The organism is Rhodococcus sp. NPDC004095, from assembly GCF_053604015.1.
Genome location: NZ_JBSGGS010000007.1, coordinates 206310 through 231106, shown reverse-complemented (window position 1 = coordinate 231106; position 24797 = coordinate 206310). Strand labels below are relative to the sequence as shown.

The following is a 24797-nucleotide window of genomic DNA, read 5'->3' as shown; positions in this document are numbered from 1 at the left end:
CCATGACCGTCAGCGACACGGAGGCCGGGGCCCTCCCCGACGAGGGCGACGTCGTCACCTACGAGGTCCGCGACCACGTCGCGTACGTGACGATGAACCGTCCCGACTACCGCAACGCGCAGAACTCGGTGATGACGTACGCCCTCGACGCCGCATTCGAGCGGGCCGTCGAGGACGACGACGTGAAGGTGATCGTGCTGGCCGGCAACGGCGAGCACTTCAGCGCCGGCCACGACATCGGGACGCAGGGCCGCGACCATCACGTGCACTACGAGAACAAGGCCGCCCTGTGGTGGGACCACCTCGGCAAGCCGGGTGGCGACCAGCGTTTCGCCCGCGAGACCGAGGTGTACCTGGGCATGTGCCGCCGCTGGCGGGAGATGCCGAAGCCGATGATCGCGCAGATCCACGGCGCGTGCATCGCCGGTGGTTTGATGCTCGCCTGGTGCTGCGACCTGATCGTCGCCTCGGAGGACGCGTTCTTCTCGGATCCGGTTGTCCGGATGGGCATCCCGGGTGTCGAGTACTTCGCCCACCCTTGGGTGCTGGGGTCGCGGTTCGCGAAGGAGATCCTCTTCACGGGCGACCGCTTCACCGCGCAGCGCGCGTACGAGGTGGGCATGGTCAACCGGGTCGTCTCGCGCGACGACCTGGAGGCCGAGACCCGTGAGCTGGCCGCTCGCGTCGCGCAGATGCCGCGGTTCGGTCTGGCACTGACCAAGAAGGCCGTCAACCAGTGCGAGGACCTGATGGGTCAGCGTGCCGGTATGGACTCGGTGTTCGGCCTGCACCACTTTGCCCATGCGCACAACGCCGAGGTGGGTAGGGACTCCCTGGGCGGAATGGACGTCAACAGTATGAAAGCGAAGGCGGAATAGTGGATCTCGAACTGGATGAAAAGGCCCGCGCCTTCCAGCTGGAAGTGCGCGAATGGCTCGCTGCCAACGTCCCGGCGGAGCCGCTGCCGTCGATGGACACCGCGGAGGGTTTCGAGGCCCACCGCGAGTGGGAGCACAAGCTTGCCGACGCCCGCCTGTCGACCGTCGCATGGCCGACGGAGTTCGGCGGCCGCGACGCGTCGATGATCGAGTGGATCATCTTCGAGGAGGAGTACTACAAGGCCGGCGCCCCCGGCCGCGTCAGCCAGAACGGCATCTTCCTGTTCGCGCCGACGTTGTTCGAGCACGGCACCGAGGAGCAGCTCGCGCGAATCATGCCGCGCATGTCCCGCGCCGACGACATCTGGGCGCAGGCGTGGTCCGAGCCGGAGGCCGGCAGTGACCTCGCGGGCATCCGCTCGACGGCCCGCCGCACCGAGGGCGGCTGGATCCTCAACGGGCAGAAGACGTGGAGCTCGCGCGCCACGTACGCCGACTGGGGCTTCGGCATGTTCCGCACCGACCCGGAGGCGCAGCGCCACAAGGGCCTGACGTACTTCATGTTCCCGCTGAACCAGGACGGCGTCACCGTGCGCCCGATCCCGCAGCTCGACGGCGAGCCCGGCTTCGCGGAGATCTTCTTCGAGGACGTCTTCGTCCCGGACACCGACGTCGTCGGCGAGGTCAACAACGGGTGGCGGGTCGCGATGAGCACCGCCAGCAACGAGCGCGGCCTGTCGCTGCGCAGCCCGGGCCGCTTCATGTCCGCGGTGGATCGGCTGATCGAGGTGTGGAAGGCGAACGCCGAGGACACCGACACCGCCGCCCGCGACCGCGTGGTCGACGCGTGGATCGGCGCCGAGGCGTACCGCCTGCACACCTGGGGCACCGTCACCCGCATGCTCGAGGGCGTCCCGCTGGGCGTCGAGGGCTCGATCAACAAGATCTTCTGGTCCGAGCTCGATGTCCGGATCCACGAGACGGCCCTCGACCTGCTCGGCGCCGACGGCGAGCTCGCCGGCAAGTGGCAGGACGGGTACCTGTTCTCGCTGTCCGGCCCGATCTACGCCGGCACCAACGAAATTCAGCGCAACATCGTTGCCGAGCGTCTGCTCGGACTCCCGAAGGCGGATCGATGAAATTCTCCCTGTCCACCGAGCAGCGCGACTTCGCGGACAGCCTCCGCGGACTGCTCGCCAACGCCAACACCCCGGCCGTCATCCGGTCGTGGGGTGAGAACGACACCGCCGCGGGTCTCGAGCTGCTGCAGCAGCTGGCCGAGACCGGCGTGACCGCGCTGGCCGTGCCCGAGGAGTTCGACGGCATCGCCGCGCACCCCTCCGATCTGGCCGTCGCGTTCATCGAGCTGGGCCGCGCCGCCGTGCCGGGCCCCATCCTCGAGACCGCCGCCGCCGTCCCTGCCCTGCTGTCGGCGCTGGGTGACCAGCAGCTCGCCAAGCGCTTCCTGCCCGGCATCGCCGAGGGCACCTCGCTGGCGTCGCTGGTGCTCGAGCCGTCCACCCCGCGGGCCCTCGACGCCGACCTGGCCGACCCGGTTCTGCGGGTCTCCGGCGACACCCTCGAGCTGGTCCGCGCGACCACGCAGCTCGAGTCGGTCGACCCGGCCCGTCGCCTGTTCGAGGTCGAGTCGGTCGAGACACTCGCGCAGGGTGCGGACGTCGTCGCGGCTGCGGAGAAGGCGTACGACCTCGCGGTCCTCGCCGCCTCCGCGCAGCTGATCGGCGCCGGCCACGCGATGATCGAGACCGCCACCGAGTACGCGAAGAACCGGTCCCAATTCGGCCGCGTGATCGGCAGCTTCCAGGCCGTCAAGCACCACCTCTCCGACGCCCTCGTGGCCGTCGAGATGGCGACCCCGCTGGTGTACGGCGCGGCGATCTCCATCGCCGAGGGTGCGGACACGATCGCCCGCGACGTCTCGGCCGCGAAGGTCGCCGCCGCGAACGCCGCCTACCTGGCGTCCCGCAAGGCGCTGCAGGTCCACGGCGCCATCGGGTACACCCTCGAGTGCGACCTGTCGCTGTGGCTGACGAAGACGCGGGCCCTGCAGTCCGCGTGGGGCACCGCCTCCGCACACCGCGCACGGATTGCGAGCGCGCTGTGAGTGGGGTCGGAGTGTTCGCGGAGGAGCAGATCGAACTCCGCAAGACGGTTGCCCAGTTGCTGGCCAAGCGCGCCGACGCGGCCGCGCTGCGCAAGACGCTCGAGTCGGGCGAGGCGTTCGACCGCGGCCTGTGGGACGTGCTGTGCCAGCAGGTCGGTGTCGCGGCGCTCGCGATCCCGGAGGAGTTCGGCGGCTTCGGTGCCACCCTCGTCGAGCAGCACCTGGTGCTCGAGGAGCTCGGCGCTGCTCTGACGCCGTCGCCGATGTTCGGCTCCGCGGTCCTGGCCGCGCAGGCGATCCTCGCGACCGGCAACACGGAGGCGTGCGAGCGCCTGCTGCCCGGCATCGCCGAGGGATCGTCCATCGCCGCCCTCTGCTGGGTGGGCCCCGAGGGCCACTGGCGCAGTGACGATGTCGCGTGCACGGCTGCAGGCAACGACGCCGACGGTTACACCGTTTCCGGTGCTGCCCACTACGTGCTCGACGGCGCACACGCCGACGTGCTCATCGTTGCGGCGTCGGTCGACGGCGCGATCGCGCTGTTCGAGGTCGACCCGTCCGCCGATGGCGTCGCCCGCCGCCGGCTGCCGACGATGGACCTGACCCGTCCGATGTCGTTGGTGGAGTTCGCTTCCGTCTCGGCCGTCCGGCTCACCGCCGGTGACGCGACGGCGGCGCTCGAGCGCGTGCGCACCATCGCGATCGTCGCGCTGTCTGCCGAGCAGGTCGGCGCCGCCGAGCGCTGCATGCAGATGACGGTCGACTACAGCAAGGACCGCGTCCAGTTCGGTCGCGCGATCGGCAGCTTCCAGGCGCTCAAGCACCGCATGGCGGACCTGTACTTCCTGGTCGAGACGGCGCGGTCGGCGTCGTACGCGGCGGTGTACTCGCTGAGCGAGGGCCTGCCGTCGGCAGCCGCGGACGCCGCGGTCGCGAAGGCGTACTGCTCGGAGGCGTTCAACGCGATCACCGGTGACGCGATCCAGCTGCACGGCGGCATCGCGATCACCTGGGAGCACGACGCGCACCTGTTCTTCAAGCGCGCGCACGGCAGCTCGCAGCTGTTCGGGCAGCCGGAGGAGTTCATCAAGGAGATGGAGTCGCTCGCGGGCCTGCCCGCATAAGTCGACGGCGGGCCTGACCGCACAGGTCGACGGGCTCGCGGGGTCTCACACCCCGCGAGCCCGGAATCTGCTCCCCCGCCCGCGTTTCCGGACCGGGACGACGGCTCTCGTATTCCCGGAATCGGCGAAAAACGCACATCACAGGAACGGCCGGTGTCATGCTCCGCGCATGGACATGGGCGCTCTCGAAGACATCCGCCAGCTCAAGTACCGGTACTTCCGGACCCTGGACCTGAAGCTCTGGGACGAGTTCGCGGACACCCTCGCCGACGACGTCGTCGGCGAGTACGGCACGCACGCGCTCGCCGATCCGCTGGTGTTCGAGGGACGCGAGGAGCTGGCCGGGTTCATGCGTCGGACCCTCGGCCCGTCGATCACGACGGTTCACGTCGCCAGCCACCCGGAGATCACCGTGACGGGCAACTCTGCTTCCGGGTCCTGGTGCTTCGAGGACACCGTAATCGTCCCCGACGCCAGGAGCCTGATCCGTGGTGCCGGGTACTACCGGGACTACTACCGGCGGGACCGGGACGGCCGCTGGCGAATCACCCGCACCTCGTACGCGCGAATCTACGAATCACTCGTGTCGCTCGACGACATCCCCAGTCACCGCTTGCTGTCCCACATGTGGTCGGATCGCCCGACGTCCGACTGAGAAGTCACGCGCCCTTCAGGTTGTCTCGCGCCCAGGTTGCGATGGCGTCGAGTGCCGGTATCAGCGCCTCGCTGGCCTCGGTCGCGCGATACACCACGGTCACCGGTGGCCCGTCGTCGACGGTGCGCTGCACCAGGCCCGCGGCCGTGAGCTCGGCCAGTCGCTCGGAGAGCACCGAGTCACTGATCCCGGCAACGGCCCGTTTGAGCTCGGAGAATCCTGCCGGGCCCTGCACGAGGGTGCCGATCAGCACCCCGTTCCAGCGCTTCCCGAGGAACTTGAACGCCTGACTCAGCCCGGCGTCACATGCCCGGGGCTCGTGGTGCTCGGCGTCCCTCTGCATTCCCCCACCCTACCAATCGACTCCAACGCCGAGAGTTGCTAGCTTTTTCGAAGTGAGCTAGCTTTCTCGATGTCACTAGCTTTTTCGAAGATGTCCGCGACGAGTGCGGCACTGCCCCCAGGAGTCACCCGTGTTCATCGCCGTCATGATCTTGTCCGTGTTGCTGGCCCTCGTCCTCACCATGTCCGCCGTGGGCAAGCTCGGCAAGAACCCCCAACAGGTCGAGTCCATGACCAACGTGCGCTTCCCCGTCGACAAGATGTGGATGCTCGCCGTCGCCGAACTCGCCGGCGCGGCAGGTCTGATCGCCGGCCTGTTCTGGTGGCCGCTCGGCCTCGCGGCCGCGATCGGCGTCGTCGCCTACTTCCTCGGCGCGATCGTCATGCACGTGCGCGCAAACGACAGGACCATCGCGCCCGCAGGTGTCCTGATGCTCGTGGCGGTCGCCGCGGCGGTGCTCGCGCCGATCGCCGCCTGACCGTCAGCCCTGCAGATCCACGATCTCCTCGAGGAACTGCGCGACCCCGTCGTCGTCGTTGGAGGGCAGCACCCGATCGGCGAGTTCGAGGATCTCGGACAGTGCGTTCGCAGGCGCCAGCGCGGTACCGGCCCAGCTCAGCATCGGCACGTCGTTGACCGCGTCCCCGATGACGGCAACCTCCGCTGCCGAGACACCTCGCGCGTCGCACAGCCGGGCGAGGGCGCTGGCCTTCGACACCCCGGTCGCCGCCATCTCGATGTACGGGGCACCCGAGTGGGTCAGTTCGACACCGTCGACCCCGGCCGCGGCCGCGAGCCGGTACAGCTCGTGGCCGGGCACCTCGGGATGCCGGGCGACGATCTTGACCATCGGCTCGGCCATCCGCGGCAACCGCTCCTCGAGGATCATCTCGTCCGGGGTCCGATGGTGGTCGGTGTAGTCGCACAGCGCCGCGTACTCGGGTTCGGCCACGAAGGTCGTCGGCCCGACGTTGGCGAACACCGCGCCCGGGACGAGGGTGCGCACGCGGTCCATCGCCGCGAGGGCCGCGGTGACCTCGATCGAGACGGTGCCGGTGATCTCGGGGCTGCCGTCGGCCAGGTCGAGGGTGACCGCGCCGTTCGCGCAGATCGCCTCCCCACGGAACCCGCAGGACCGGGCCAGCGCGTCGACCGAGTGCCTGGCGCGGGCCGTCGCCCACACCACCTCGACGCCGGCGTCACGCGCGGCGGCCATCGCCCGCGCCGTGCGCGGCGAGACCGTCCGATCGGACCGCAGCAGGGTCCCGTCGAGGTCGGAGGCCACCAGTCTGATTCGCGTCACCCCTCGATGATCCCAGCCCGGCGAGGCGGCCCTGCCGTTCGGGCCGCGACGCCACATGCCGCCGGCACACCTAGCCTGGATCCATGACCACTCCCGAGATCACCCTGAATTCCGGAACCGTCATCCCCCAACTCGGCCTGGGCGTCTGGCAGGCAGCGAACGACGAGACCGAGCGCGCCGTCCGCTTCGCACTCGACGAGGCCGGCTACCGGCACGTCGACACCGCCGCCGCCTACGGCAACGAGGAGGGTGTCGGCCGCGGCATCGCGAGCTCCTCGGTGCCCCGCGAGGACCTCTTCGTCACCACCAAGCTGTGGAACTCCGACCAGGGCCACGAACCCGCGCTGGCCGCGTTCGACGCGAGCCTGTCCCGCCTCGGTCTCGACTACGTGGACCTCTACCTGATCCACTGGCCGCTGCGGAACAGGGACACCCGGCTGCGCACCTGGGACGCACTCGAGAAGATCGCCGAGTCCGGGCGCGCCAAGGCGATCGGGGTGTGCAACTTCGAACCGCACCACCTGCAGGAGCTCGTCGACCGCGGCGGCGTGCTGCCCGCGGTCGACCAGGTCGAACTACACCCGCATCTCCCCCAGCACGCGATCCGCACGTTCGCGTCGCAGCACGGCATCGCGGTCGAGTCGTGGAGCCCCCTCGGCGGCACCAGCAACTCCGGGTGGGGCGATGCATCCAAGCCCAACACGCTGCTCGGCAATCCCGTCCTCACCGCCGTCGGTGAGCGCCACGGCAAGTCGCCCGCACAGGTCCTCATTCGCTGGCATCTGGACAACGGGCTGATCGTCATCCCGAAATCGGTGCACGACAACCGGATCGCGCAGAACATCGACGTGTTCGACTTCGCTCTCACCGAGCAGGACCTGGCCGAGATCGCGACTCTCGACAACGGTGCCAGGGTCGGCTTCCACCCCGACGAGATGAACCTCGGCGCCCCGGCGTAGCGGCAGGGTGCCTATCCGGTCGGCGCCGCCGCGGTGAACTTCACCGGCAGCTCCTCGAGTCCCGAGACGAAGTTCGCCGGCCTCAGCGGCAGCGGGTCGCTCCCTGCGAGGGCCATGTCGGGCAGGCGCTCGAGCAGGCGCTCGAACATCAGCTTGCCCTCGAGACGGGCGAGCTGGTTTCCGAGGCAGAAGTGGGTGCCGAATCCGAAGGCCACGTGCGGGTTCGGGTCTCGTCGGGTGTCGAAGACGTCGGGGTCGTCGAACACCGACTCGTCGAAGTTCGCGGACTCGAACAGCAGCAGCATCTTCTCGCCCTGTTTCAGGTCGGCGCCGAAGAAGGTGGTGTCCCGGGTGACAGTGCGGGCCATGTTCTTGATCGGCGACACCCACCGCAGCATCTCCTCGATCGCGAGCGGCAGGCCGGAGGGATCCGCGACCAGCCGATCTCGTTGATCCGAGTGCCGCATCAACTGCTCCATGCCGCCGCTCAGGACGTGGCGGGTGGTCTCGTCGCCGCCGATGAGGATCAGCAGCGCCTCGTTCACGATCTCCTGGTCGTCGAGGCGCTGCCCGTCGATCTCGGCCTGCACGAGGACGCTGATCAGGTCGTCGGACGGTTCCTTGCGCCGTTCGGCGATGGTGCGGAACGTGAATTCGTTGAATGCGACGTACGCGTCCATCATCGCCTTCAGCTGGTCCTCGGTCGCGTTGCTTCCCAACGCCTTCACCAGATCGTCCGACCAGCGCAGGAAGGTCTCGCGGTCCTCGGGGCGGACGCCGAGCATGTCTCCGATCACCGCCATCGGCAGTGGCGCCGCGAGGTCGGCGACGAAGTCGCACTCCCCCCGCTCGCAGACCCCATCGATCAGCTGATCGCAGATCTCGCGGATCCGCTCGATCTTCGCCTCGACCTTCTTACGGGTGAAACCGGTGTTGACCAGCCGGCGGCGTTGCAGGTGCTCGGGGTCGTCCATGTCGATCATCTGTGGCAAGGGGCCGGTCTCCGGACGGATGCCGCCGGCGTTGGAGAACAGCCCCGGATCACGCTCGGCGGCGATGAGCGCGGCGTAGCCGGCCGCGGCGGGCACCCCGTTGCGGTCCCGGAACACCGGCTCGTGTGCGCGCATCCAGGCGTACGCCCGCCTCGGATCGCCGAACTCCCCGGCGTAGAACCGCCCGTCGACCAGTTCGATGTCGGGTCGTCGCATCGTTGCCCGTCCCCTCGGTCCGCTCTCGACACGCTTCGGTCCGAAGCGTATGCCTTTCCGATGCAAACCATGTCCGGAAACGGGCCACGGTGGTAGAACAAGTTCCACCGATGCGAGGGGAGTGCGCGTGGACACGAACGGCTCGGGCGACCTGCAGGGCAAGTCGATCCTGGTGACCGGCGGCGGCAGTGGGATCGGCCTCGGGGTCGCGGACCTGCTCGCCCGCTCCGGCGCCCACGTGACCATCGTCGGACGCACCGAGGACAAACTCGCCGCGGCCGCGGCGACGATCACCCCGGAGCGTGGCGGCTCGATCACCCACCACGCCGCCGACGTCACCGTCGAGGACCAGATCGCGCGGGCCGTCGCGGCGGCCACCGCGGTCACCGGCCGACTCGACGGCGCGGTCGCCTGCGCGGGCGGCAACGAGACGATCGCCCCGGTCACCCAGATCGACGTCGACGCGTGGCGTCGCACCGTCGAACTCAACGTCACCGGCACCATGCTCACCCTCAAGCACGCGGCCCGCGAACTCGTCCGCGGCGGGGGCGGTTCCTTCGTGGCGATCTCGTCGATCGCGAGCAGCAACACCCACCGCTGGTTCGGCGCCTACGGCGTCTCGAAGTCGGGCGTCGATCACCTCGTCCAACTCGGCGCCGACGAACTCGGCGCGAGCAACGTCCGCGTCAACTGCATCCGCCCCGGTCTGACCCGAACCGATCTGGTCGCCCTGATCACCGAGGGCGGACCACTGCTCGAGGACTACCAGTCGTGCACCCCCCTGCCCCGAATCGGGGAGCCCGAGGACATCGCCCGACTCGCCCGTTTCCTGCTCGGCGACGAGTCCACCTGGATCACCGGGCAGATCATCAACGTCGACGGAGGCCAGATGCTGCGCCGCGGACCGGATTTCAGTTCCATGCTCGAACAGGTCTTCGGCGCCGACGGCCTGCGCGGGGTGGTGGCGCCGTGACCGCCCACGACGTGCTCGGACAGCAGGTCGAGATGCCGGTGCGGGTGCGGCAGGCGACCGCGTTCATGGCGATGTACTCGGTGCCGACCGCGGCGGCACAGCGACTGATCGACCCGACCGGCCTGCAGATCCTGCAGTTCCGGCCCGGCCGCGGACTGTGCGCACTGGTCTTCGTCGACTACGTCGACGGAGATCTCGGTCCGTACAACGAATTCGGCGTGGTCTTCATGGTCCGCGACCACCGCACGAGCGGAGGATCCACCCTCACCGATCTGACTGCACTCGCGAAGGGCCGTTCCGGCGCCCTGATCCACCAACTGCCCGTCGACGGCGACTTCACACTCGCCGCCGGCCGCGGGATCTGGGGATTCCCCAAGGTGCTGGCCGACTTCCGCGCCGATCACTCCTCGGACGTCAAACACGCGTCGGTCAGCCAGGACGGCCGGCTGATCGCGGACCTGACGGTCAAGCCCGGTTTCAGAACACCCGACCGGGCGTCGAGCACCACGATGCAGGCGTACTCACATCTCGACGGTGTCACGCGCCGCACCGACTGGGAGTGGAACCCGAGCGGAGTCCGCACCCGCCTCGGCGGGGCCGAACTGACGCTGGGTTCGCATCCGATCGCCGACGAACTGCGCTCGCTCGAACTGCCGCGGCGGGCGCTGATGACCACCTCCATTCCCGACCTGAAGATGGAGTTCGGCGACTCAATATCCTTGCAATAGCTAAGATTCCAGGATGGTCTTGGCGTTCTGCAGGCTGCCACGGACGTCGTGGCCGTAGAGCTTCTGGACGATCGGGTCCGCGAACTTGAACAGTCCGGTGCCGCCCTCGGCCTCCATGTGGAACGACACCCGGGTCCCGCCGTCGGCGGCGGCGAAGTCCAACTCCCGCGTGTAGCCGATCTTCGACTCCTTCGACCGGAACGCGATCCTCTTGTTCGCCTCGTACGCGCTCAGCTCCTCGGTGATCTCCAGCCGGACCCCGGCGACCTTGACCGAGAAGGACGACACGGCCCCGACCTCGTCGGGGGCGCCCGAGACCAGCTCGTAGTTGCCCAGATTGCTGTTCCACACCAGCACGTTCTCGGGGTTCGACAGGAATTCGAACACCTCCGGGAGCGGGCGCTTTATGTCAATCGATTCGTCGGTCTTCAACGTCTTGGCCATGACAATTCCTGCCTCGTGGTTGCGTGCATCGTGCCCGCGAGCGAGCACGATTGTGAGCGACCTTCAGCCGGGAACCCGGCGGCGGAATTCCAGAAGTCGCCCGCACAGCCCCGTTCTCAGCGCGACATCACGTCGCCGGGAGCGTGCACCAATTGGTTCCCCGACTGCGATCTTCCTGGCGTTCTCATGGTAGCCCCACAGGAATCGGTACAGAAGGCCCTGCGCGGGTCTTGCCAATTGCGGCGCGATCGTGTGAACTCCAAGTTGGACGATTGACCAAGTTTCATTTCGACGCCCTCGCAAAGGATTTCCGTAGTGAAGATCAGTCGACGCAGCGTGCTCGCCGGAGCCGCCGCCACGCCCGTCATCGCGGCCCTGTCCGCGGGGCCTGCCGCCGGCGCGCCCGTTCGCACCGCCCCCGGCGGGTCCGGCCTCCGGGTCGGGGTCGGCATCGCGGACGTCACCGGGCCGGTCGCCGAGAACGGCATGATGGGCTACTCCAGCTTCGAGCAGGTCGCACAGGGCCTGCACCAGCGCACGAGGGCCCGGGCCTATGTCTTCGCCGACGCCGCCGACGGGCGCGTCGTCTACGTGTGTGTCGACACCTGCATGGTGTTCCAGTCCGTGCACGACGAGGTCCTGCGCCGCCTGCACACCGCGTTCGGCGGGATCTACACCGAGCGCAACGTCATGCTCACCGCGGTCCACTCTCATGCCGCATGCGGCGGCGCGTCCCACGACTACGCGTACAACCTCGCGATTCTCGGCTTCCAGCCCCTGACCTTCCATGCCGAGGTGGACGGCATCGTCGACGCGATCACCGCGGCGCACGCGAACCTCGCGCCGGGCACCGTCGCGTACGGCCGCAGCGAACTCACCGATGCCAGCGTCAACCGCTCGCGAGTCGCCTTCGATCGAAACCCGCAGCGGGACAGGGACTACTACCCGCTCGGCATCGACACCTCGATGCGGACGATCCGGATCAGCCGCGGCGGCACGGATGTCGGTGCGATCAACTGGTTCGCCACCCACTGCGCGTCGCTGACCAACGAGAACTACCTGATCTCGGGCGACAACAAGGGCGCCGCCGCGTACTTCTGGGAACACGACGTCGAGGGCGTCCGGTACCTGGACGGCGCACCGGGATTCGTGGCGGCCTTCCCGCAGACCAACTCCGGCGACATGTCCCCGAACCTGCGTCTCGAGCCCGGCAAGGGGCCGACCGACGACGAGTTCGAGAACACCCGCATCATCGGCGAGCGTCAGGTGGCGGCCGCCCGCACCGCCTTCGCCGCCGCCGAACCGATGGAAGCTGCCACCGTCGACAGCCGGATCATGTACCTGGACATGGCGAACCAGGTAGTCGACGGCCGGTTCACCCCGGACGGCAAGCAGCGCCGCACCGCTCCGGCCTGCGTCGGCGCGGCGATGAGCGCGGGCAGCACCGAGGACGGTCCGGCCATCCCGATCTTCCCGGAGGGCACCCGCAACCCGGTCGTCGACGCTCTCGGCGGCATGAACGCACCGGTGCCCGACTGGCTCGCCGACGCGCAGGCCCCCAAGCTCGTGCTGGTGGCGGTGGGGTTGCTGCCGCCGGACGGCTGGGTTCCGCACGTGCTCAAGATCCAGATCATCCGGATCGGCGACATTTACGTGGTCGGCGGACCGGCCGAGTTCACCATCGTGTCGGGGCTGCGGATCCGTCGCACGGTCGCGGAGGAACTAGGCGTTCCGCTCGAGAACGTCGTCTTCCAGGGGTACGCCAACTCCTACTCGAGTTACTGCACCACCCCGGAGGAGTACGAGGCGCAGCAGTACGAGGGCGGCTCGACCCTCTTCGGCCGCAACACACTTCCCGCCTATCAGCAGGGCTACGCCCAGCTCGCGACAGCCATGCGCACCGGCGCCGAGGTCCCGCGCGGTCCCGCGCCCCGTGACCTGTCCGGCTTCCAGCCCAGCTTCGGCCCGGGCGTCCCGGCGGACGCCCCGCCCGCGGGACGGCAGTTCGGCGACGTTCTCGTGCAGCCGGCTCCGCGGGCGGAGGCGGGCGCCCAGGTGGTCGCCGAGTTCGTCACCGGGCACCCGAAGAACGACCTGCACCGCGGGGGCACCTTCCTCGAGGTGCAGCGGCTCGACGGCGGCCGATGGGTCCGGCACGCCGACGACGGCGACTGGTCCACCAAATACCGTTGGCGCCGTGAGGGTTCGAACGCCTCCGTCGCGCGCATCACGTGGGACGTTCCGGACGGCACGCCGAGCGGGCGGTACCGGATCCAGCACTTCGGCGACAGCAGGGACGGCGGCGGCGCGATCACCCCGTTCACCGGCACCTCCGCCGAATTCGACGTCTGAGGCCTTCGGTACTCGTGCTTGGTGTGCGAGCCTCCGGACTCGCACACCGCGCACGCGCTCCGGAGCGGACCTAGAGCATTCCCGCGAGTTCCTCCAACCCCCACGGCGGTTCGGTGTTGTGGTCGCGGTAGGCCAGCACCGTCGGTGTCGGGCGGTCGAAGCGACCGACGAATCCGCCCGAACCGACGAAGATCCGACCACTGACACCCTTGGCGAGGTCGCTGGCGAGGAACGCGTACAGCTGGGCCACGTACTCGGGCGGTGCCGGGTTGAGCGAACCGTACCGTGACGCGTCGTCGAGCATCCCCCGCCGGTGCAGCTCCTCGATGTGCTGCTCGTACTCCGCGCCCTCCGACAGGCGCGTCCGCGCACCCGGGCAGACCACGTTCGCACGTACCCCGGAGCCGGCGAGTTCGGCGGCGATCGCCATGGTCAGGCTGTTGACCGCCCCCTTGCCCGCCGGATAGCCGGTGCCGCCGTAGTCGCCCAGGTAGGCGAACGAACTCGTGTTGACGATGGCGCCGGAACCGCGCTCGGCCATCAGCGGGGCGATCAGCCTGCACGTCCGGAACGCGGTCGTCAGGTGCGCATCGAGCAGGGCATCCCACTCGTCGTCGGTGACGGTGAGAATCGACGACCCGGGAGGCTCGGCGACGCCGGCACAGTTGACGAGGATGTCGATGTCTCCGAACTCGCCCAGAGCGGTGTCGACCAGCTCCTGCGCGACCGCGCGGGACGACGCCGCCCCGGCGACCGCGACCGCGATGCCGCCCGCGGCCCGGATCTCGTCGGCGACCTGCTGCGCGACCGCGGCATCCCGACCGTTGACCACCACCCCGGCTCCCTGCGCCGCGAGGGCGTGCGCGACGGCCCGTCCGATTCCCCTGCTCGACCCCGTCACCACCGCGCCGCGTCCGGCCAGGTGCCGACCCACTTCGGTCGTCATCTCCCACCTCTCCTCGTGTCCGGGCCGTCGGCCCACAGCGTCCGCTCCCACGGCACCATTGCTTCCCAACGCGTGCCAGACTACAGTCCAGACACCTGTCCAGCACGGGTGAACGGGACATTCACCCGGAAGCCCGCCGAAACGCACGGGGAGCACCGAGACCATGCCCGCACCGACGATCCACCGCCTCCGCGTCAGCGACGTGATCGAGGAGACCCACGACGCCCGATCCGTGGTCTTCGAGGTCGACGCCACGCTGCGCGAGCGGTTCGCCTACCGGCCCGGGCAGTTCCTGACGCTGCGCATTCCCGGCACGGCGCAGGCCCGCTGCTATTCGCTCGCCAGCGCACCCGACCTCGACGAGGACCTGAAGATCACGGTCAAACGAGTCGACCGGGGCCTCGGGTCGAACTGGTTGTGCGACAACGTCCGACGGGGTACCGAGATCGAGGTCCTCGAACCGTCGGGCGTGTTCACCCCGCACGGCCTCGACGCTCGCTACCTGCTCGTCGCCGGCGGCAGCGGCGTCACCCCGATCATGTCGATCCTCAAGTCGGTGCTCGGCCGCGGCACGGGTGAGATCGTGCTGTTCTACGCCAACCGCGACGAGGACTCGGTGATCTTCGACGCCGAACTGCGCGAGCTGTGTGCACGTCATCCCGAGCGGTTGACGGTCGAGCACTGGATCGAGACCGACGACGGGCTGCCCACCACCGACCAATTGGTTCAGCGCTTCCGTCCATGGGCTTTCGACGAGGTCTTCGTGTGCGGGCCGCAACCGTTCATGGACTGCACCCGAAAAGCCCTGACGGAAATGGAGTTTCCTCGGGAGAAGCTGCACATCGAGCGGTTCACCTCCCTCGCAGCCGACCCGTTCGCCGTCGACGACACCCCGCCACAGGCCGCCACAGGGGACGGACCCGTCTCCACCGTGGTGGTGCGCAAGGGCGCCCAGACGCACACCCTGTCCTGGCCTGCCGATCAGCGTCTGCTCCAGGTGCTCGACGCCAACGGGATCGTGGTCCCATCCTCCTGCACGGAAGGGGTCTGTGCGGCGTGCGAGTGCCGGCTCACCGCGGGCCGGGTCGAGATGGTCGACAACCGGGTACTCGAGGAGGACGACCTCGCCGACGGCTACATCCTCGCCTGCCAGGCACTCCCCCGCACCGAGTCCCTCGAGGTCGAGTACGACGGGTGACCGGTGAACACCAAAAGGGCCCGCCCGCGCGAAGGTCGCGCGGACGGGCCCCTTGTCGCCCCTCCGGGTATGCGGTGGCCCTAGAGCCAGGTGTCCTCTGTTGTCGTGGTGAGGAACGCCTCGAGGTCGTCGCGCCAGGGCGCCGGCACGGTCTTGTCCGGTTCGATGGCGGTGTACTGACCACGGTAGAACAGCAGCGGCCGTTCGGTTTTGACCTCGCTCATCGACGAGACCCGACCGAACACGACGTAGTGGTCGCCGCCGTCGTGCACGGTCTCGACGGTGCAGTCGATGTGGGCGAGCGAGTTGTCGATGATCGGCGACCCGAGCGGCGAGGCCGTCCAGCCGATGCCCGCGAACTTGTCCGGTTCACGGGAACCGAAGCGGGCGCACACCTCCTGCTGCTCCTCGGCGAGGACGTTCACGCAGAACTTTCCGGTCCGCTCGATCGCCGCCCAGGACCGCGACTCCTTCGTCGGGCAGAACAGCACCAGCGGCGGGTCCAGCGACAGTGCCGCGAAGGACTGGCACGCGAACCCGACCGGCGCGCCGCCGTCTGCAGTGGTGATGATCGTGACGCCGGTGCAGAACTGACCGAGGACGGTCCGGAACTGGCGCGGGTCGATGCCGCTGTCGGGCACCGTCGCCTTCTCGGGGCTCATTACTTGAATCCCACCGTGAAGTCGTGCCCCCACAGGCTCACCGCGGTGGACTCGCGCGCGATCCAGGTGTCGTCCTCGACCTCGAGTCCTTCGCAACCGAATTCGACGTCGAAGCCGCCGGGCGTCTTCATGTAGAAGCTGAGCATCAGGTCGTTGACGTGCCGGCCGAGGCTGGCGGACATCTTGACCTTCTTGCGCAGCGCGCGGTCGAGGCACAGGCCGACGTCGTCGGAGTTCTCCACTTCGACCATCAGGTGCACGATGCCGCTGGGGTTCGGCAGCGGAGCGAACGCCAGGCTGTGGTGCCGCGGGTTGCAGCCGAGGAAGCGCAGCCATGCCGGGTCACCGTCCGCCGGGCGCCCGACCACCTGCGGGGGCAGGCGCATCGAGTCGCGCAGTTTGAACCCGAGCACGTCACGGTAGAACTGCAGGTCCGCCTCGTCGTCCTTGGTCGCGAGCACCACGTGCCCGAGTCCCTGCTCACCGGTCACGAACTTGTGACCGTACGGGCTCACGATGCGCCGGTGCTGCAGTGCGACGGTGTGGAAGATCTCCAGCCGCGACCCCGAGGCGTCCTTGCACTTGATGAACTCGACGACGTTGCGTTCGGCCGCCTCCTCCTTGGTGCCCTCCTCGAACTCCCAGTCGGCCTTGGCCAGACGTTCGCGGATCTCCTGCAGCCCTTCTGCGTTCGCGCACTCCCAGCCTGTCGCGTAGAGGCCGTCGCGCTCGCCGGGGACGATGACCAGGCGGGCCGGGTAGTCGTCCATGCGCAGGTACAGGGCCTCGGGGTCGGAACCCTTGCCCTCGACCATCCCGAGCACCTTGAGCCCGTAATCACGCCAGGCGGCCATGTCGGTCGCCTCGATGCGCAGGTACGCGAGGGAACGGATGCTCATCAGTTGCCTCCATCGAGAAGGAAGTCGGTTGCAAGACGGTTGAATTCGTCGAACTTCTCGAGCTGCGCCCAGTGCCCGCAGCCGCCGAACACGTGCAGCTGCGCGCGGGGGATCATCTTCAGCGCCACGAGGGCGCCGTCGAGCGGGTTGACCCGATCCTCGCGGCCCCAGATCAGCAGCACGCGCTGGCGCAGCTTGTACGCCTCGCGCCAGAGCATGCCCTTTTCGAACTCGCCGCTGGAGAAGGACTTGCCCATCGCCTTCGCCGCGGCCAGGGACTCCGGGGTGCTCGCCGCGGCGAACCGCTCCTCGACCAGTTCCGGGGTGACCAGCGACTGGTCGAACACCATGATCCGGAGGAACGCCTCGAGGTTCTCGCGGGTCGGCTGGTAGCTGAACTTGCCGAGGTTCTTCACACCTTCGGTCGGGTCGGGTGCGAACAGGTTGACGCTCAGGCCACCCGGGCCCATGAGCACGAGCCGGCCGGCCCGGTCCGGGTAGTCGAGCGCGAACCGCACCGCCGCACCGCCGCCGAGCGAATTGCCGAGCAGGTGAACGCGATCGGTGATGCCGATGGTGTCGAGCAGGTCCTTCAGTGCCGAGGAACTGTGCACGAAGTACTGCGGGTGTTCGGTGGGCTTGTCGGACTTGCCGTAGCCCGGCTGGTCGACGGCGAGCACGTGGAAGCGCTCGGCGAGGACGGGGATGTTCTTGGAGAAGTTCGACCAGGAGGAGGCGCCCGGGCCGCCACCGTGCAGCAGCACGATCGTCGGGCCGTTGCCGACGCCGGCCTCGTGGTAGTGCAGCTTCAGGTCCGGTCGGACCTGCGCGAAGCGGGAGGTCGATTCGTACGTGAGTTCTTCGGTTGCCGTCATGTGTGTCTCCCCCTAGACCATCGTGTCGGTCAGCGGCAGGCCGAACTCGGCGCCACCGAACATCACGTACGCGCGCTCGGCGTCGTTGGCCGCATGCACCCGGCCCGCATGGGCGTCGCGCCAGAAGCGCTGGATCGGAGTACCGTTCGCGAGCGCGGTGGCACCCGAGTTCTCGAAGAGCAGGTCGATCGAGGCGATCGCGCGGCCGGTGGCACGCACCTGGTCACGGCGCGCCCGCAGCCGCAGCTCCATCGGCACCTCTTCGCCCGCAACGAGATGCGCGTACTCGTCGGCCACGTTGCCGGACAGCTGGCGCCAGGCGGCGTCGATGTCGCTGGACGCCTGGGCGATCCGGATCTTGGCGAACGGATCGTCCTTGGCCTTCTCCCCCGCGTAGGCCGCACGCACCCGCTTGCCCTGGTGCTCGACGTGCGCGTCGTAGGCGCCGTACGCCATGCCGACGATCGGAGTGGAGATGGTGGTGGGATGGATTGTGCCCCAAGGCATCTTGTAGACCGGAGCGGTGTTCTGCTGCAGTCCCGGCGCGGCGAGGTCACTCATCGCCTTGAAGCTCAGGAACCGGTGCCGCGGCACGAAGACGTCCTTGACGACGACCGTGTTCGAGCCGGTGCCACGCAGGCCGACGACATTCCACACGTCGTCGATCTCGTAGTCCTCGCGCGGGATGAGGAAGCTGCCGAAGTCGACGGGGCGGCCGTCCTTGATCACGGGACCACCGACGACGACCCAGGTCGCGTGGTCGGAACCCGACGACCACGCCCACGCGCCGTTGACCTTGTAGCCACCGTCGACGACCTCACCCGCGCCCATCGGCGCGTAGGACGAGGAGATCCGGACGTCGGTGTCCTTGCCCCAGACGTCCTCCTGCGCCTGCTGATCGAACAGCGCGAGATGCCAGTTGTGAACCCCGATGATGCCGGCGACCCACCCGGTGGAGCCGCAGGCGCTCGCGATGTTGCGGACCGCCGTGTAGAAGGTGACCGGATCCGCCTCGAACCCGCCCCACTGCTTCGGCTGGAGAAGCTTGAAGAAGCCGACCTCCTGCAGGGCCTTGATCGAGTCGTCCGGGATGCGACGCAGGTCCTCGGTCTCCTGGGCACGCTCGCGGAAGGTCGGCAGTAGCTCGTTCAGCTTCTCCATCACCACGTGGCTGTCGTGCTCACTCACTGGTCGCTCCCTATGTCTGTCGATCTGACGGTCTGTCGATCCGGCTTCTTGCGCTCTTGCGTGTTCGGTGGTGCGCTCGCCCCTGAGACTAGAACACGTTCCCATTTGTGTCGAGGGGCGGCGAGCACAGCAGGTCAGGCCGCTACGACAGGAACAACTCGGCTCGAAATCTGGCGAAACTCTCCCGACTTCTATAACGTGTTCTAGTAACGGAGACGAAGGGATGTGAGGGCACAGATGACGCAAACGAGCGGCGCGCCCGCCAACCGCAAGGTTCGTGAAATCGACGTCGGAACCACGCCGACGCGGTTCGCCCGTGGCTGGCACTGCATCGGCCTCGAGCGCGAGTTCCTGGACGGCAAGCCGCACGCGGTGGAGGCGTTCGGCACCAAGCTCGTCGTCTTCGCCGACAGCGAGGGCAAGCTCAACGTGCTCGACGCGTATTGCCGGCACATGGGCGGCGACCTGAGCCAGGGCACCGTCAAGGGCGACTCGGTCGCCTGCCCGTTCCACGACTGGCGCTGGGGCGGCAACGGCAAGTGCACCGACATCCCCTACGCGCGACGGGTTCCGCCGCTCGCGCGCACCCGCTCGTGGACCACACTGCAGCGGAACAAGCAGCTGTTCGTCTGGCACGACCCCGAGGGCAACCCGCCGCCGGACGAGGTCACGATTCCGGAACTGCCGCAGGTTCTGACCGATGACTGGACCGACTGGGAGTGGCACCGCCTCGAGGTCAAGGGCTCCAACTGCCGCGAGATCGTCGACAACGTCGTGGACATGGCGCACTTCTTCTACGTCCACTTCGGGTTCCCGAAGTACTTCAAGAACGTCTTCGAGGGCCACGTCGCGTCCCAGTACCTGCAGAACCACGGACGCCCCGACGTCGGGAACATGGGCACGCAGTACGGCGAGTCCGTCCTCGACTCCGAGGCGTCGTACTTCGGCCCCTCGTACATGATCAACTGGCTGCACAACGACTACAGCGGCTACAAGGTCGAAAGCGTCCTGATCAACTGCCACTACCCGATCACGCAGGACTCGTTCATGCTGATGTACGGCGTCAGTGTGGAGAAGCCGAAGGGCCTGGACGAAGCGACGACCAACAAGCTCGCGCGCAAGTTCACCGAGGGCGTGACGATGGGCTTCGAGCAGGACGTCGAGATCTGGAAGAACAAGACCAAGATCGAGAATCCGCTGCTGTGCGAGGAGGACGGCCCGGTCTACCAGCTGCGCCGCTGGTACGAGCAGTTCTACGTCGACGTCGCCGACATCGACGAGAAGGCGACGCAGCGCTTCGAGTTCGAGATCGACACCACCAAGGCGGTGGAGGCGTGGCAGCGCGAGGTGGACGAGAACCTCGCCCGCCAGGCCGCGGAGAAGGCCGCCGCCGAAGCCGACAGCAAGACAGGCGTCTGACGATGACCTCGACCTGGTCCAAGGCCCCGGACTTCGCCGACAGCCCGGCCCGGGTCGAGGCCGTCCGCGCACAGACCGCCGTCGACCTGCAGACCTACCTCGACGACGGCCTGCAGGAGGTGGAGTGCCGGACCTGCCACACCTGCGTGCTGGTCCGTAAGAACAGCTACAACCACACCAGCATCCAGTGGCAGGCCGACCCGGCGACGGTCTGTCCCGAGTTCGCCGGCGCGGGCGCCCGCCCCGGCGCGCGGCAGACGTGCCCACGCCTGATGGCAAGCATCAATCACGCCGTCATGGAGGGCATCGTCGAGGTCCGCGACACGCAGTCGGAGTAGTCGACGAGCAGGAAGGGGCGTGCATCCGGATGGATGCACGCCCCTTCCTCGTCCCGGCGGCTGCTGTCGGTGGCCGGTGCCATACGGTCCTCTCACACCACAAGAACCTCAACCGCGGCGACTTCCTGGTCTACGACCGGTGCGCCAACGGCGCCCGCGATTTCGTGGGCGAGTTGGTCCTGTTCGATTCGGCCGACTTCGGCGACTGGGCGGCCGTCACGAAGTACCTCCTCGAGCGGACGTGATCCGGGGTCGAAGATCAGACCCCGGCCTGCTCGCGCTGCAGTTCCAGCGCGATGTCGATCAGCTGGTCCTCCTGGCCGCCGACGAGTTTGCGCTTGCCTGCGCGGACGAGCATCTCCGCGGCGGAGACCCCGTACCGCTCGGCCTGCCGCTCCGCGTGCTTGAGGAAGCTCGAGTACACGCCCGCATAGCCCATCATCAGGGCCTGCCTGTCCAGCAGGCACTCGGCCGGCATCACCGGTCGGACGACGTCCTCGGCGGCGTCCGCGATCGCGAAGAAGTCGATGCCGGTCTTGACGCCGATCTTGTCGCACACCCCGACGAACGCCTCGACCGGCGCGTTGCCGGCACCGGCGCCGAACCGGCGGGTGCTGCCGTCGATCTGCCGCGCCCCCGCCCGCACCGCCGCAACGGAATTCGCGACACCGAGGCCGAGGTTCTCGTGCCCGTGAAAGCCCACCTGCGCGTCGGGTCCGAGCTCCGCGACGAGGGCCTCGACCCGCTCGGCGACCTGTTCGAGCACCAGTGCGCCCGCGGAGTCGACGACGTACACGCACTGGCAGCCGGCGTCGGCCATGATCCGGGCCTGTTCCGCCAGCTTCTCCGGCGCAATCGTGTGCGCCATCATCAGGAATCCGACGGTCTCGAGCCCCCGCTCCCTCGCGAGACCGAAGTGTTGGACGGCCACGTCCGCCTCGGTGCAGTGGGTGGCGATCCGGCAGATCGAGGCGCCGTTGTCCTGGGCCTCGACGATGTCCTCCTTGACGCCGACACCGGGCAGCATCAGGAACGCGATCTTCGCCTGAGTCGCGGTGTCCACCGCGATCTTGATCAGTTCCTGCTCCGGGGTCCTCGAGAAGCCGTAGTTGAACGACGAGCCACCGAGCCCGTCGCCGTGCGTCACCTCGATGACCGGGACACCGGCGTGGTCGAGGGCGCCGACGATCGCGCGCACCTCCTCGCCGGTGAACTGGTGCCGCTTGTGGTGCGAGCCGTCCCGCAGTGAGGTGTCCGTGACCCGGACGTCCCACGAGGGGTCGAAATGTACTGCGCTGTCGATGAGAGTCATCTCGCTCACGCCTTCACGCTGAGAAGCTTCCGGGCGATCTCCTCGCCCACCCTGGTCGCCGCCGCGGTCATGATGTCGAGGTTGCCCGCATACGGCGGCAGGAAGTCCCCGGCGCCCTCGACCTCCACGAAGGTGGTCACCTTCGCGTGCCCACCGGACATCACGCTCGGCTCGTCGAACTGCGGATCGTTGAGCAGCCGATAGCCGGGCACGTACTGCGCGATGTCGGCGACCATCCGATGGATCGAGTCGGCGATCGCGTCGCGGTCCGCCTCCTCCGGGATCGCGCAGAAGATGGTGTCGCGCATGATCATCGGCGGCTCGGCCGGGTTCAGGATGATGATCGCCTTGCCCCTGCGCGCCCCTCCGATCACCTCCACGCCGCGGCTGGTTGTCTTGGTGAACTCGTCGATGTTGGCGCGGGTGCCCGGGCCCGCCGAGACGGACGCGACCGACGCGACGATCTCGGCGTACGGCACGTCGACGACCCGCGACACCGCGTGGACGATCGGGATGGTCGCCTGCCCGCCGCAGGTGATCAGGTTGACGTTCGGCGCGTCGAGGTGCTCGTGCAGATTCGCGGGCGGCACCACCGCCGGTCCGACCGCGGCCGGAGTGAGGTCGATGGCGCGGATGCCGGCGGCCCGGTATCTCGGGGCCGCGTCGCGGTGCACGTGGGCGGAGGTCGCCTCGAACACCAGGTCCGGTTTCTCGGGCCGGGCGAGCAGCCAGTCGATCCCCTCCGCGGAGGCCTCGAGGCCCATCGCGGCGGCCCGGGCCAGACCCTCGCTGGCCGGGTCGATGCCGACCATCCAGCGCGGCTCGAGCCACTCGGACCGCCGCAGTTTGTACAGCAGGTCGGTGCCGATGTTGCCCGACCCGACGATTGCCACACTTGCCCTGTTCTCCGACCGTCGTGCGTGAGCCATGGATTCCTCCTACTCGAACCGCGGGGATACGGACCCGAGCCCGGAGAAACCGGCATGGCACCGATCTCCCGGCCCGGACGTCGGCGGCGCGGGTGCACGAACCCTCGGGTCCGCACCGCCCGCGAGTTCGTCACGCAACTCGGTGCAGAGCATGTGCGGTTCCTTTCGGCTGCGGAGTCGGACTCGGTGCGGCCTCGGGCGCTGGCTAACTCACCAGCGGGACGGGGTCGGGACCCGCCTGGGTCCGCTGGGTGGCATGGACTGCCGCACGCCGGCCGGAAAACACGGCGTCGGCGAGCGACAGGCCGCTGACGTAGGAGTTCGAGCAGATTCCGACTGCGGTCCGACCGGCCGCATACAGACCCTCGATCGGGGCCCCGCCCTCCCCCAGGACCTCGCCGGAGTCCTCGTCGACGACCAGACCCCCCAGCGTGATCATCGGCAGCGGGTTGGTCAGGCTCTTCTTCAGCGAGACGTCGAACAGCGAGAAGGGACCGGTGCGCACCGGGCGGCGGAAGTCGTCGGGCTTGCCCATCGGGTCGAGTCCGCCGCTGTCGATGGCGTCGTTGTGCGCCGCGACGGTCGCCGCCAGCCCGGCCGGGTCGATGCCGACGCTGGCGGCGACCTCGTCGAGGGTGGCGGCCGTGGTTCCGTCCAGCCGCATCATCGTCTCGGCCTGGACCCGCTGGAACCAGTTCGTGTGCGTGCCCAGCTGCGACCGCGCCTCGGCGACCAGGTCCGCGTCGGCGACCAGCCAGCCGTGGCCCTCCCGCTCGGCGATCATCGCGTGCCCGAGGGCCGCGCCGTAACGGGACTCGTCGACCATCCGGTTGCCCTGCCGGTCGACCAGGATCGACCCCAGGAAGGCCGGGGGCGGCACGATGAACCGCCACGCCGAGATGTGGGAGAGCTTGTCGGTGGCGCCACCGGCCGAGACGCCCAACGCGATGCCGCTGCCGTCGTCGGCGGAGGTGCCGAGCGGGAGCCCACCGAGGTAGCGGGGTGCGTGCTCGGCGACCATCGCGCGGTTGCCGATGAATCCGCCGGCGCTGAGGATGACGCCCGACCGGGCCTCGATGCGGATCGGGCGCGCGTAGCGGGCCTCGATGCGTTCGACGAGCTTGTCCAGCCGCCGCCGCATCGGCGGGTAGTAGATCCCCGGCTTGGCCGACAGCGAGGACAGCCGCGCGTGCCGGGCTCGCACCCTCGCGGGTGCGTCGCGCAGGCTCAGACACTCCACGCCGACCACGGCGCCATTGTCGTCCGTGAGCAGCCGAACCGCACGCGTTTGCTGCTGAAGACGTAGTCCCTTGGTCAGTGCGGACTCGATCAGCGGCCGGTAGAGCATCTTCCCGGAGGTGCCGCGGCCCTTTGCCCGGTGTCCGCGCGGAGCGGGCGGCGCGACGTCTCGGAATCCGCCGGCGGCCTCGCTCCCGGAGTAGTACAGGTAGTGCCGATCCGTGGGGTACGACGTCTTGTACGGGCACAGCGACCCCTCGAAGGGGACCCCGTTGCTCATCAGCCATTCGATCGTCGCGGGGCTGTCCGCGCAGAACCGGCGCAGCGTCTCGGGCCGGACGGCGTCACCGACCTCTCGCGTCAGGTACGCGAACATGGCCTCGACGGTGTCCTCCACCCCCGCCTGGCGCTGCACCGACGTCCCGCCACCGGCATAGAAGATGCCACCGGAGATGGTGCTCGTCCCGCCGCCGGCGAACCGGTCCACCGCGACGACCTCGGCGCCCGCGTCCAGTGCCTCGACAGCGGCCGACGCACCCGCCACACCGGTGCCGACCACCACCACGTCGGCTGAAAGATCCCAGGACACGAGCACCGCCCTCCGCTGAAACTGAACGTGTTGCCATTTGCGTCCAAGCAGTTCGCCGCCGTCCGGGGATACTTCCTGGCAGAAAGCATGGACCTAGCGCCACATCATTCT

26 protein-coding genes are annotated in these 24797 nt (G+C 68.6%); 14 read left to right on the top strand and 12 right to left on the bottom strand.

The window, feature by feature from the left end; translation table 11 throughout:
- The first annotated feature begins 2 nt into the window (after positions 1-2).
- The 5 genes from ACWEPG_RS15915 to ACWEPG_RS15895 all read left to right on the top strand — a co-directional run bounded on the left by ACWEPG_RS15915 (position 3) and on the right by ACWEPG_RS15895 (position 4782).
- Positions 3-878 carry an enoyl-CoA hydratase gene (locus ACWEPG_RS15915; protein WP_450116886.1) on the top strand — a complete coding sequence of 292 codons (876 nt, stop codon included), beginning with the start codon at positions 3-5 and terminating at the stop codon, positions 876-878.
- The gene (locus ACWEPG_RS15910) at positions 878-2017 is read left to right on the top strand and encodes an acyl-CoA dehydrogenase family protein (protein ID WP_450116869.1); all 1140 of its coding nucleotides are present in this window, start codon (positions 878-880) and stop codon (positions 2015-2017) included. The genes ACWEPG_RS15915 and ACWEPG_RS15910 overlap by 1 nt, the downstream gene beginning before the upstream one ends.
- Positions 2014-3003 (top strand): acyl-CoA dehydrogenase family protein, encoded by a 990-nt coding sequence (locus tag ACWEPG_RS15905; RefSeq protein ID WP_452594775.1) that lies wholly within the window; start codon positions 2014-2016, stop codon positions 3001-3003. Before ACWEPG_RS15910 ends, ACWEPG_RS15905 begins: the two co-directional genes overlap by 4 nt.
- The gene (locus ACWEPG_RS15900; protein WP_452594774.1) at positions 3000-4127 is read left to right on the top strand and encodes an acyl-CoA dehydrogenase family protein; all 1128 of its coding nucleotides are present in this window, start codon (positions 3000-3002) and stop codon (positions 4125-4127) included. Before ACWEPG_RS15905 ends, ACWEPG_RS15900 begins: the two co-directional genes overlap by 4 nt.
- A gap of 169 nt (positions 4128-4296) precedes the next feature.
- Positions 4297-4782, top strand: a complete 486-nt coding sequence (locus ACWEPG_RS15895; protein ID WP_452594773.1) for a nuclear transport factor 2 family protein — start codon at positions 4297-4299, stop codon at positions 4780-4782.
- Positions 4783-4786: 4 nt separating this feature from the next.
- Here ACWEPG_RS15895 and ACWEPG_RS15890 read toward each other — a convergent pair whose 3' ends face one another.
- Positions 4787-5125: a winged helix-turn-helix transcriptional regulator gene (locus ACWEPG_RS15890; RefSeq protein ID WP_450116865.1), complete on the bottom strand. Its 339-nt coding sequence runs from the start codon at positions 5123-5125 to the stop codon at positions 4787-4789.
- A 130-nt stretch (positions 5126-5255) separates the two neighbouring features.
- On the opposite strand from ACWEPG_RS15890, the gene ACWEPG_RS15885 reads away from it, so the two are divergent.
- The gene (locus tag ACWEPG_RS15885; protein ID WP_452594772.1) at positions 5256-5603 is read left to right on the top strand and encodes a DoxX family protein; all 348 of its coding nucleotides are present in this window, start codon (positions 5256-5258) and stop codon (positions 5601-5603) included.
- 3 nt (positions 5604-5606) lie between these two features.
- Here the strand turns inward: ACWEPG_RS15885 and ACWEPG_RS15880 are convergent, their stop codons facing one another.
- Complete coding sequence (locus ACWEPG_RS15880) at positions 5607-6428, bottom strand: HAD family hydrolase (RefSeq protein WP_452594771.1); 822 nt, start codon at positions 6426-6428, stop codon at positions 5607-5609.
- 83 nt (positions 6429-6511) lie between these two features.
- On the opposite strand from ACWEPG_RS15880, the gene ACWEPG_RS15875 reads away from it, so the two are divergent.
- Positions 6512-7387 carry an aldo/keto reductase gene (locus tag ACWEPG_RS15875; protein ID WP_450116862.1) on the top strand — a complete coding sequence of 292 codons (876 nt, stop codon included), beginning with the start codon at positions 6512-6514 and terminating at the stop codon, positions 7385-7387.
- A gap of 11 nt (positions 7388-7398) precedes the next feature.
- On the opposite strand, the gene ACWEPG_RS15870 is transcribed toward ACWEPG_RS15875, so the two are convergent.
- The gene (locus ACWEPG_RS15870; RefSeq protein ID WP_450116861.1) at positions 7399-8595 is read right to left on the bottom strand and encodes a cytochrome P450; all 1197 of its coding nucleotides are present in this window, start codon (positions 8593-8595) and stop codon (positions 7399-7401) included.
- A 127-nt stretch (positions 8596-8722) separates the two neighbouring features.
- Here ACWEPG_RS15870 and ACWEPG_RS15865 point away from each other — a divergent pair, with 127 nt between their 5' ends.
- Both ACWEPG_RS15865 and ACWEPG_RS15860 read left to right on the top strand, forming a co-directional pair.
- Positions 8723-9568, top strand: a complete 846-nt coding sequence (locus ACWEPG_RS15865; protein ID WP_450116860.1) for an SDR family oxidoreductase — start codon at positions 8723-8725, stop codon at positions 9566-9568.
- Positions 9565-10296, top strand: coding sequence for an acetoacetate decarboxylase family protein (locus ACWEPG_RS15860; RefSeq protein ID WP_452594770.1), 732 nt, complete (start codon positions 9565-9567; stop codon positions 10294-10296). The genes ACWEPG_RS15865 and ACWEPG_RS15860 overlap by 4 nt, the downstream gene beginning before the upstream one ends.
- Here the strand turns inward: ACWEPG_RS15860 and ACWEPG_RS15855 are convergent, their stop codons facing one another.
- Positions 10297-10740: an SRPBCC family protein gene (locus ACWEPG_RS15855; protein WP_452594769.1), complete on the bottom strand. Its 444-nt coding sequence runs from the start codon at positions 10738-10740 to the stop codon at positions 10297-10299. It abuts the gene before it with no gap.
- A 315-nt stretch (positions 10741-11055) separates the two neighbouring features.
- Here ACWEPG_RS15855 and ACWEPG_RS15850 point away from each other — a divergent pair, with 315 nt between their 5' ends.
- On the top strand, positions 11056-13092 hold the full coding sequence (locus ACWEPG_RS15850) for a neutral/alkaline ceramidase (protein WP_452594768.1): 2037 nt from the start codon (positions 11056-11058) through the stop codon (positions 13090-13092).
- A 70-nt stretch (positions 13093-13162) separates the two neighbouring features.
- Here the strand turns inward: ACWEPG_RS15850 and ACWEPG_RS15845 are convergent, their stop codons facing one another.
- Positions 13163-14038: an SDR family NAD(P)-dependent oxidoreductase gene (locus tag ACWEPG_RS15845; protein ID WP_452594767.1), complete on the bottom strand. Its 876-nt coding sequence runs from the start codon at positions 14036-14038 to the stop codon at positions 13163-13165.
- 163 nt (positions 14039-14201) lie between these two features.
- On the opposite strand from ACWEPG_RS15845, the gene ACWEPG_RS15840 reads away from it, so the two are divergent.
- Positions 14202-15236 (top strand): 2Fe-2S iron-sulfur cluster-binding protein, encoded by a 1035-nt coding sequence (locus tag ACWEPG_RS15840; RefSeq protein WP_452594766.1) that lies wholly within the window; start codon positions 14202-14204, stop codon positions 15234-15236.
- An 80-nt stretch (positions 15237-15316) separates the two neighbouring features.
- Here the strand turns inward: ACWEPG_RS15840 and hsaB are convergent, their stop codons facing one another.
- Genes hsaB through hsaA form a run of 4 tightly spaced genes read right to left on the bottom strand, consistent with a single transcriptional unit; the run spans position 15317 to position 18860 of the window.
- Entirely contained in the window at positions 15317-15898 is a 582-nt protein-coding gene (gene hsaB / locus ACWEPG_RS15835; RefSeq protein ID WP_452594765.1) for a 3-hydroxy-9,10-secoandrosta-1,3,5(10)-triene-9,17-dione monooxygenase reductase subunit, read from the bottom strand.
- Positions 15898-16797, bottom strand: a complete 900-nt coding sequence (hsaC, locus tag ACWEPG_RS15830) for an iron-dependent extradiol dioxygenase HsaC (RefSeq protein ID WP_452594764.1) — start codon at positions 16795-16797, stop codon at positions 15898-15900. The genes hsaB and hsaC overlap by 1 nt, the downstream gene beginning before the upstream one ends.
- Positions 16797-17672, bottom strand: coding sequence for a 4,5:9,10-diseco-3-hydroxy-5,9,17-trioxoandrosta-1(10),2-diene-4-oate hydrolase (hsaD, locus tag ACWEPG_RS15825; RefSeq protein WP_450112261.1), 876 nt, complete (start codon positions 17670-17672; stop codon positions 16797-16799). Before hsaD ends, hsaC begins: the two co-directional genes overlap by 1 nt.
- 12 nt (positions 17673-17684) lie before the next feature.
- On the bottom strand, positions 17685-18860 hold the full coding sequence (gene hsaA, locus ACWEPG_RS15820) for a 3-hydroxy-9,10-secoandrosta-1,3,5(10)-triene-9,17-dione monooxygenase oxygenase subunit (RefSeq protein ID WP_450112262.1): 1176 nt from the start codon (positions 18858-18860) through the stop codon (positions 17685-17687).
- Between the two features lie 237 nt (positions 18861-19097).
- Between hsaA and ACWEPG_RS15815 the strand changes: the two genes are divergently transcribed.
- From ACWEPG_RS15815 to ACWEPG_RS15805, 3 genes are read left to right on the top strand one after another with little or no spacing between them, the layout of a single operon-like run.
- The gene (locus tag ACWEPG_RS15815) at positions 19098-20279 is read left to right on the top strand and encodes a Rieske 2Fe-2S domain-containing protein (RefSeq protein ID WP_450112263.1); all 1182 of its coding nucleotides are present in this window, start codon (positions 19098-19100) and stop codon (positions 20277-20279) included.
- Positions 20276-20617 carry a hypothetical protein gene (locus ACWEPG_RS15810; protein ID WP_452594818.1) on the top strand — a complete coding sequence of 114 codons (342 nt, stop codon included), beginning with the start codon at positions 20276-20278 and terminating at the stop codon, positions 20615-20617. Before ACWEPG_RS15815 ends, ACWEPG_RS15810 begins: the two co-directional genes overlap by 4 nt.
- Before the next feature lie 29 nt (positions 20618-20646).
- Positions 20647-20862: a hypothetical protein gene (locus tag ACWEPG_RS15805; RefSeq protein ID WP_452594763.1), complete on the top strand. Its 216-nt coding sequence runs from the start codon at positions 20647-20649 to the stop codon at positions 20860-20862.
- A 14-nt stretch (positions 20863-20876) separates the two neighbouring features.
- On the opposite strand, the gene dmpG is transcribed toward ACWEPG_RS15805, so the two are convergent.
- From dmpG to ACWEPG_RS15790, 3 genes are all read right to left on the bottom strand, one after another.
- Positions 20877-21929: a 4-hydroxy-2-oxovalerate aldolase gene (gene dmpG / locus ACWEPG_RS15800; RefSeq protein WP_452594817.1), complete on the bottom strand. Its 1053-nt coding sequence runs from the start codon at positions 21927-21929 to the stop codon at positions 20877-20879.
- A gap of 5 nt (positions 21930-21934) precedes the next feature.
- The gene (locus ACWEPG_RS15795; protein WP_452594762.1) at positions 21935-22858 is read right to left on the bottom strand and encodes an acetaldehyde dehydrogenase (acetylating); all 924 of its coding nucleotides are present in this window, start codon (positions 22856-22858) and stop codon (positions 21935-21937) included.
- A gap of 205 nt (positions 22859-23063) precedes the next feature.
- Positions 23064-24686, bottom strand: coding sequence for an FAD-binding protein (locus tag ACWEPG_RS15790; protein WP_452594816.1), 1623 nt, complete (start codon positions 24684-24686; stop codon positions 23064-23066).
- Positions 24687-24797 lie beyond the last annotated feature (111 nt).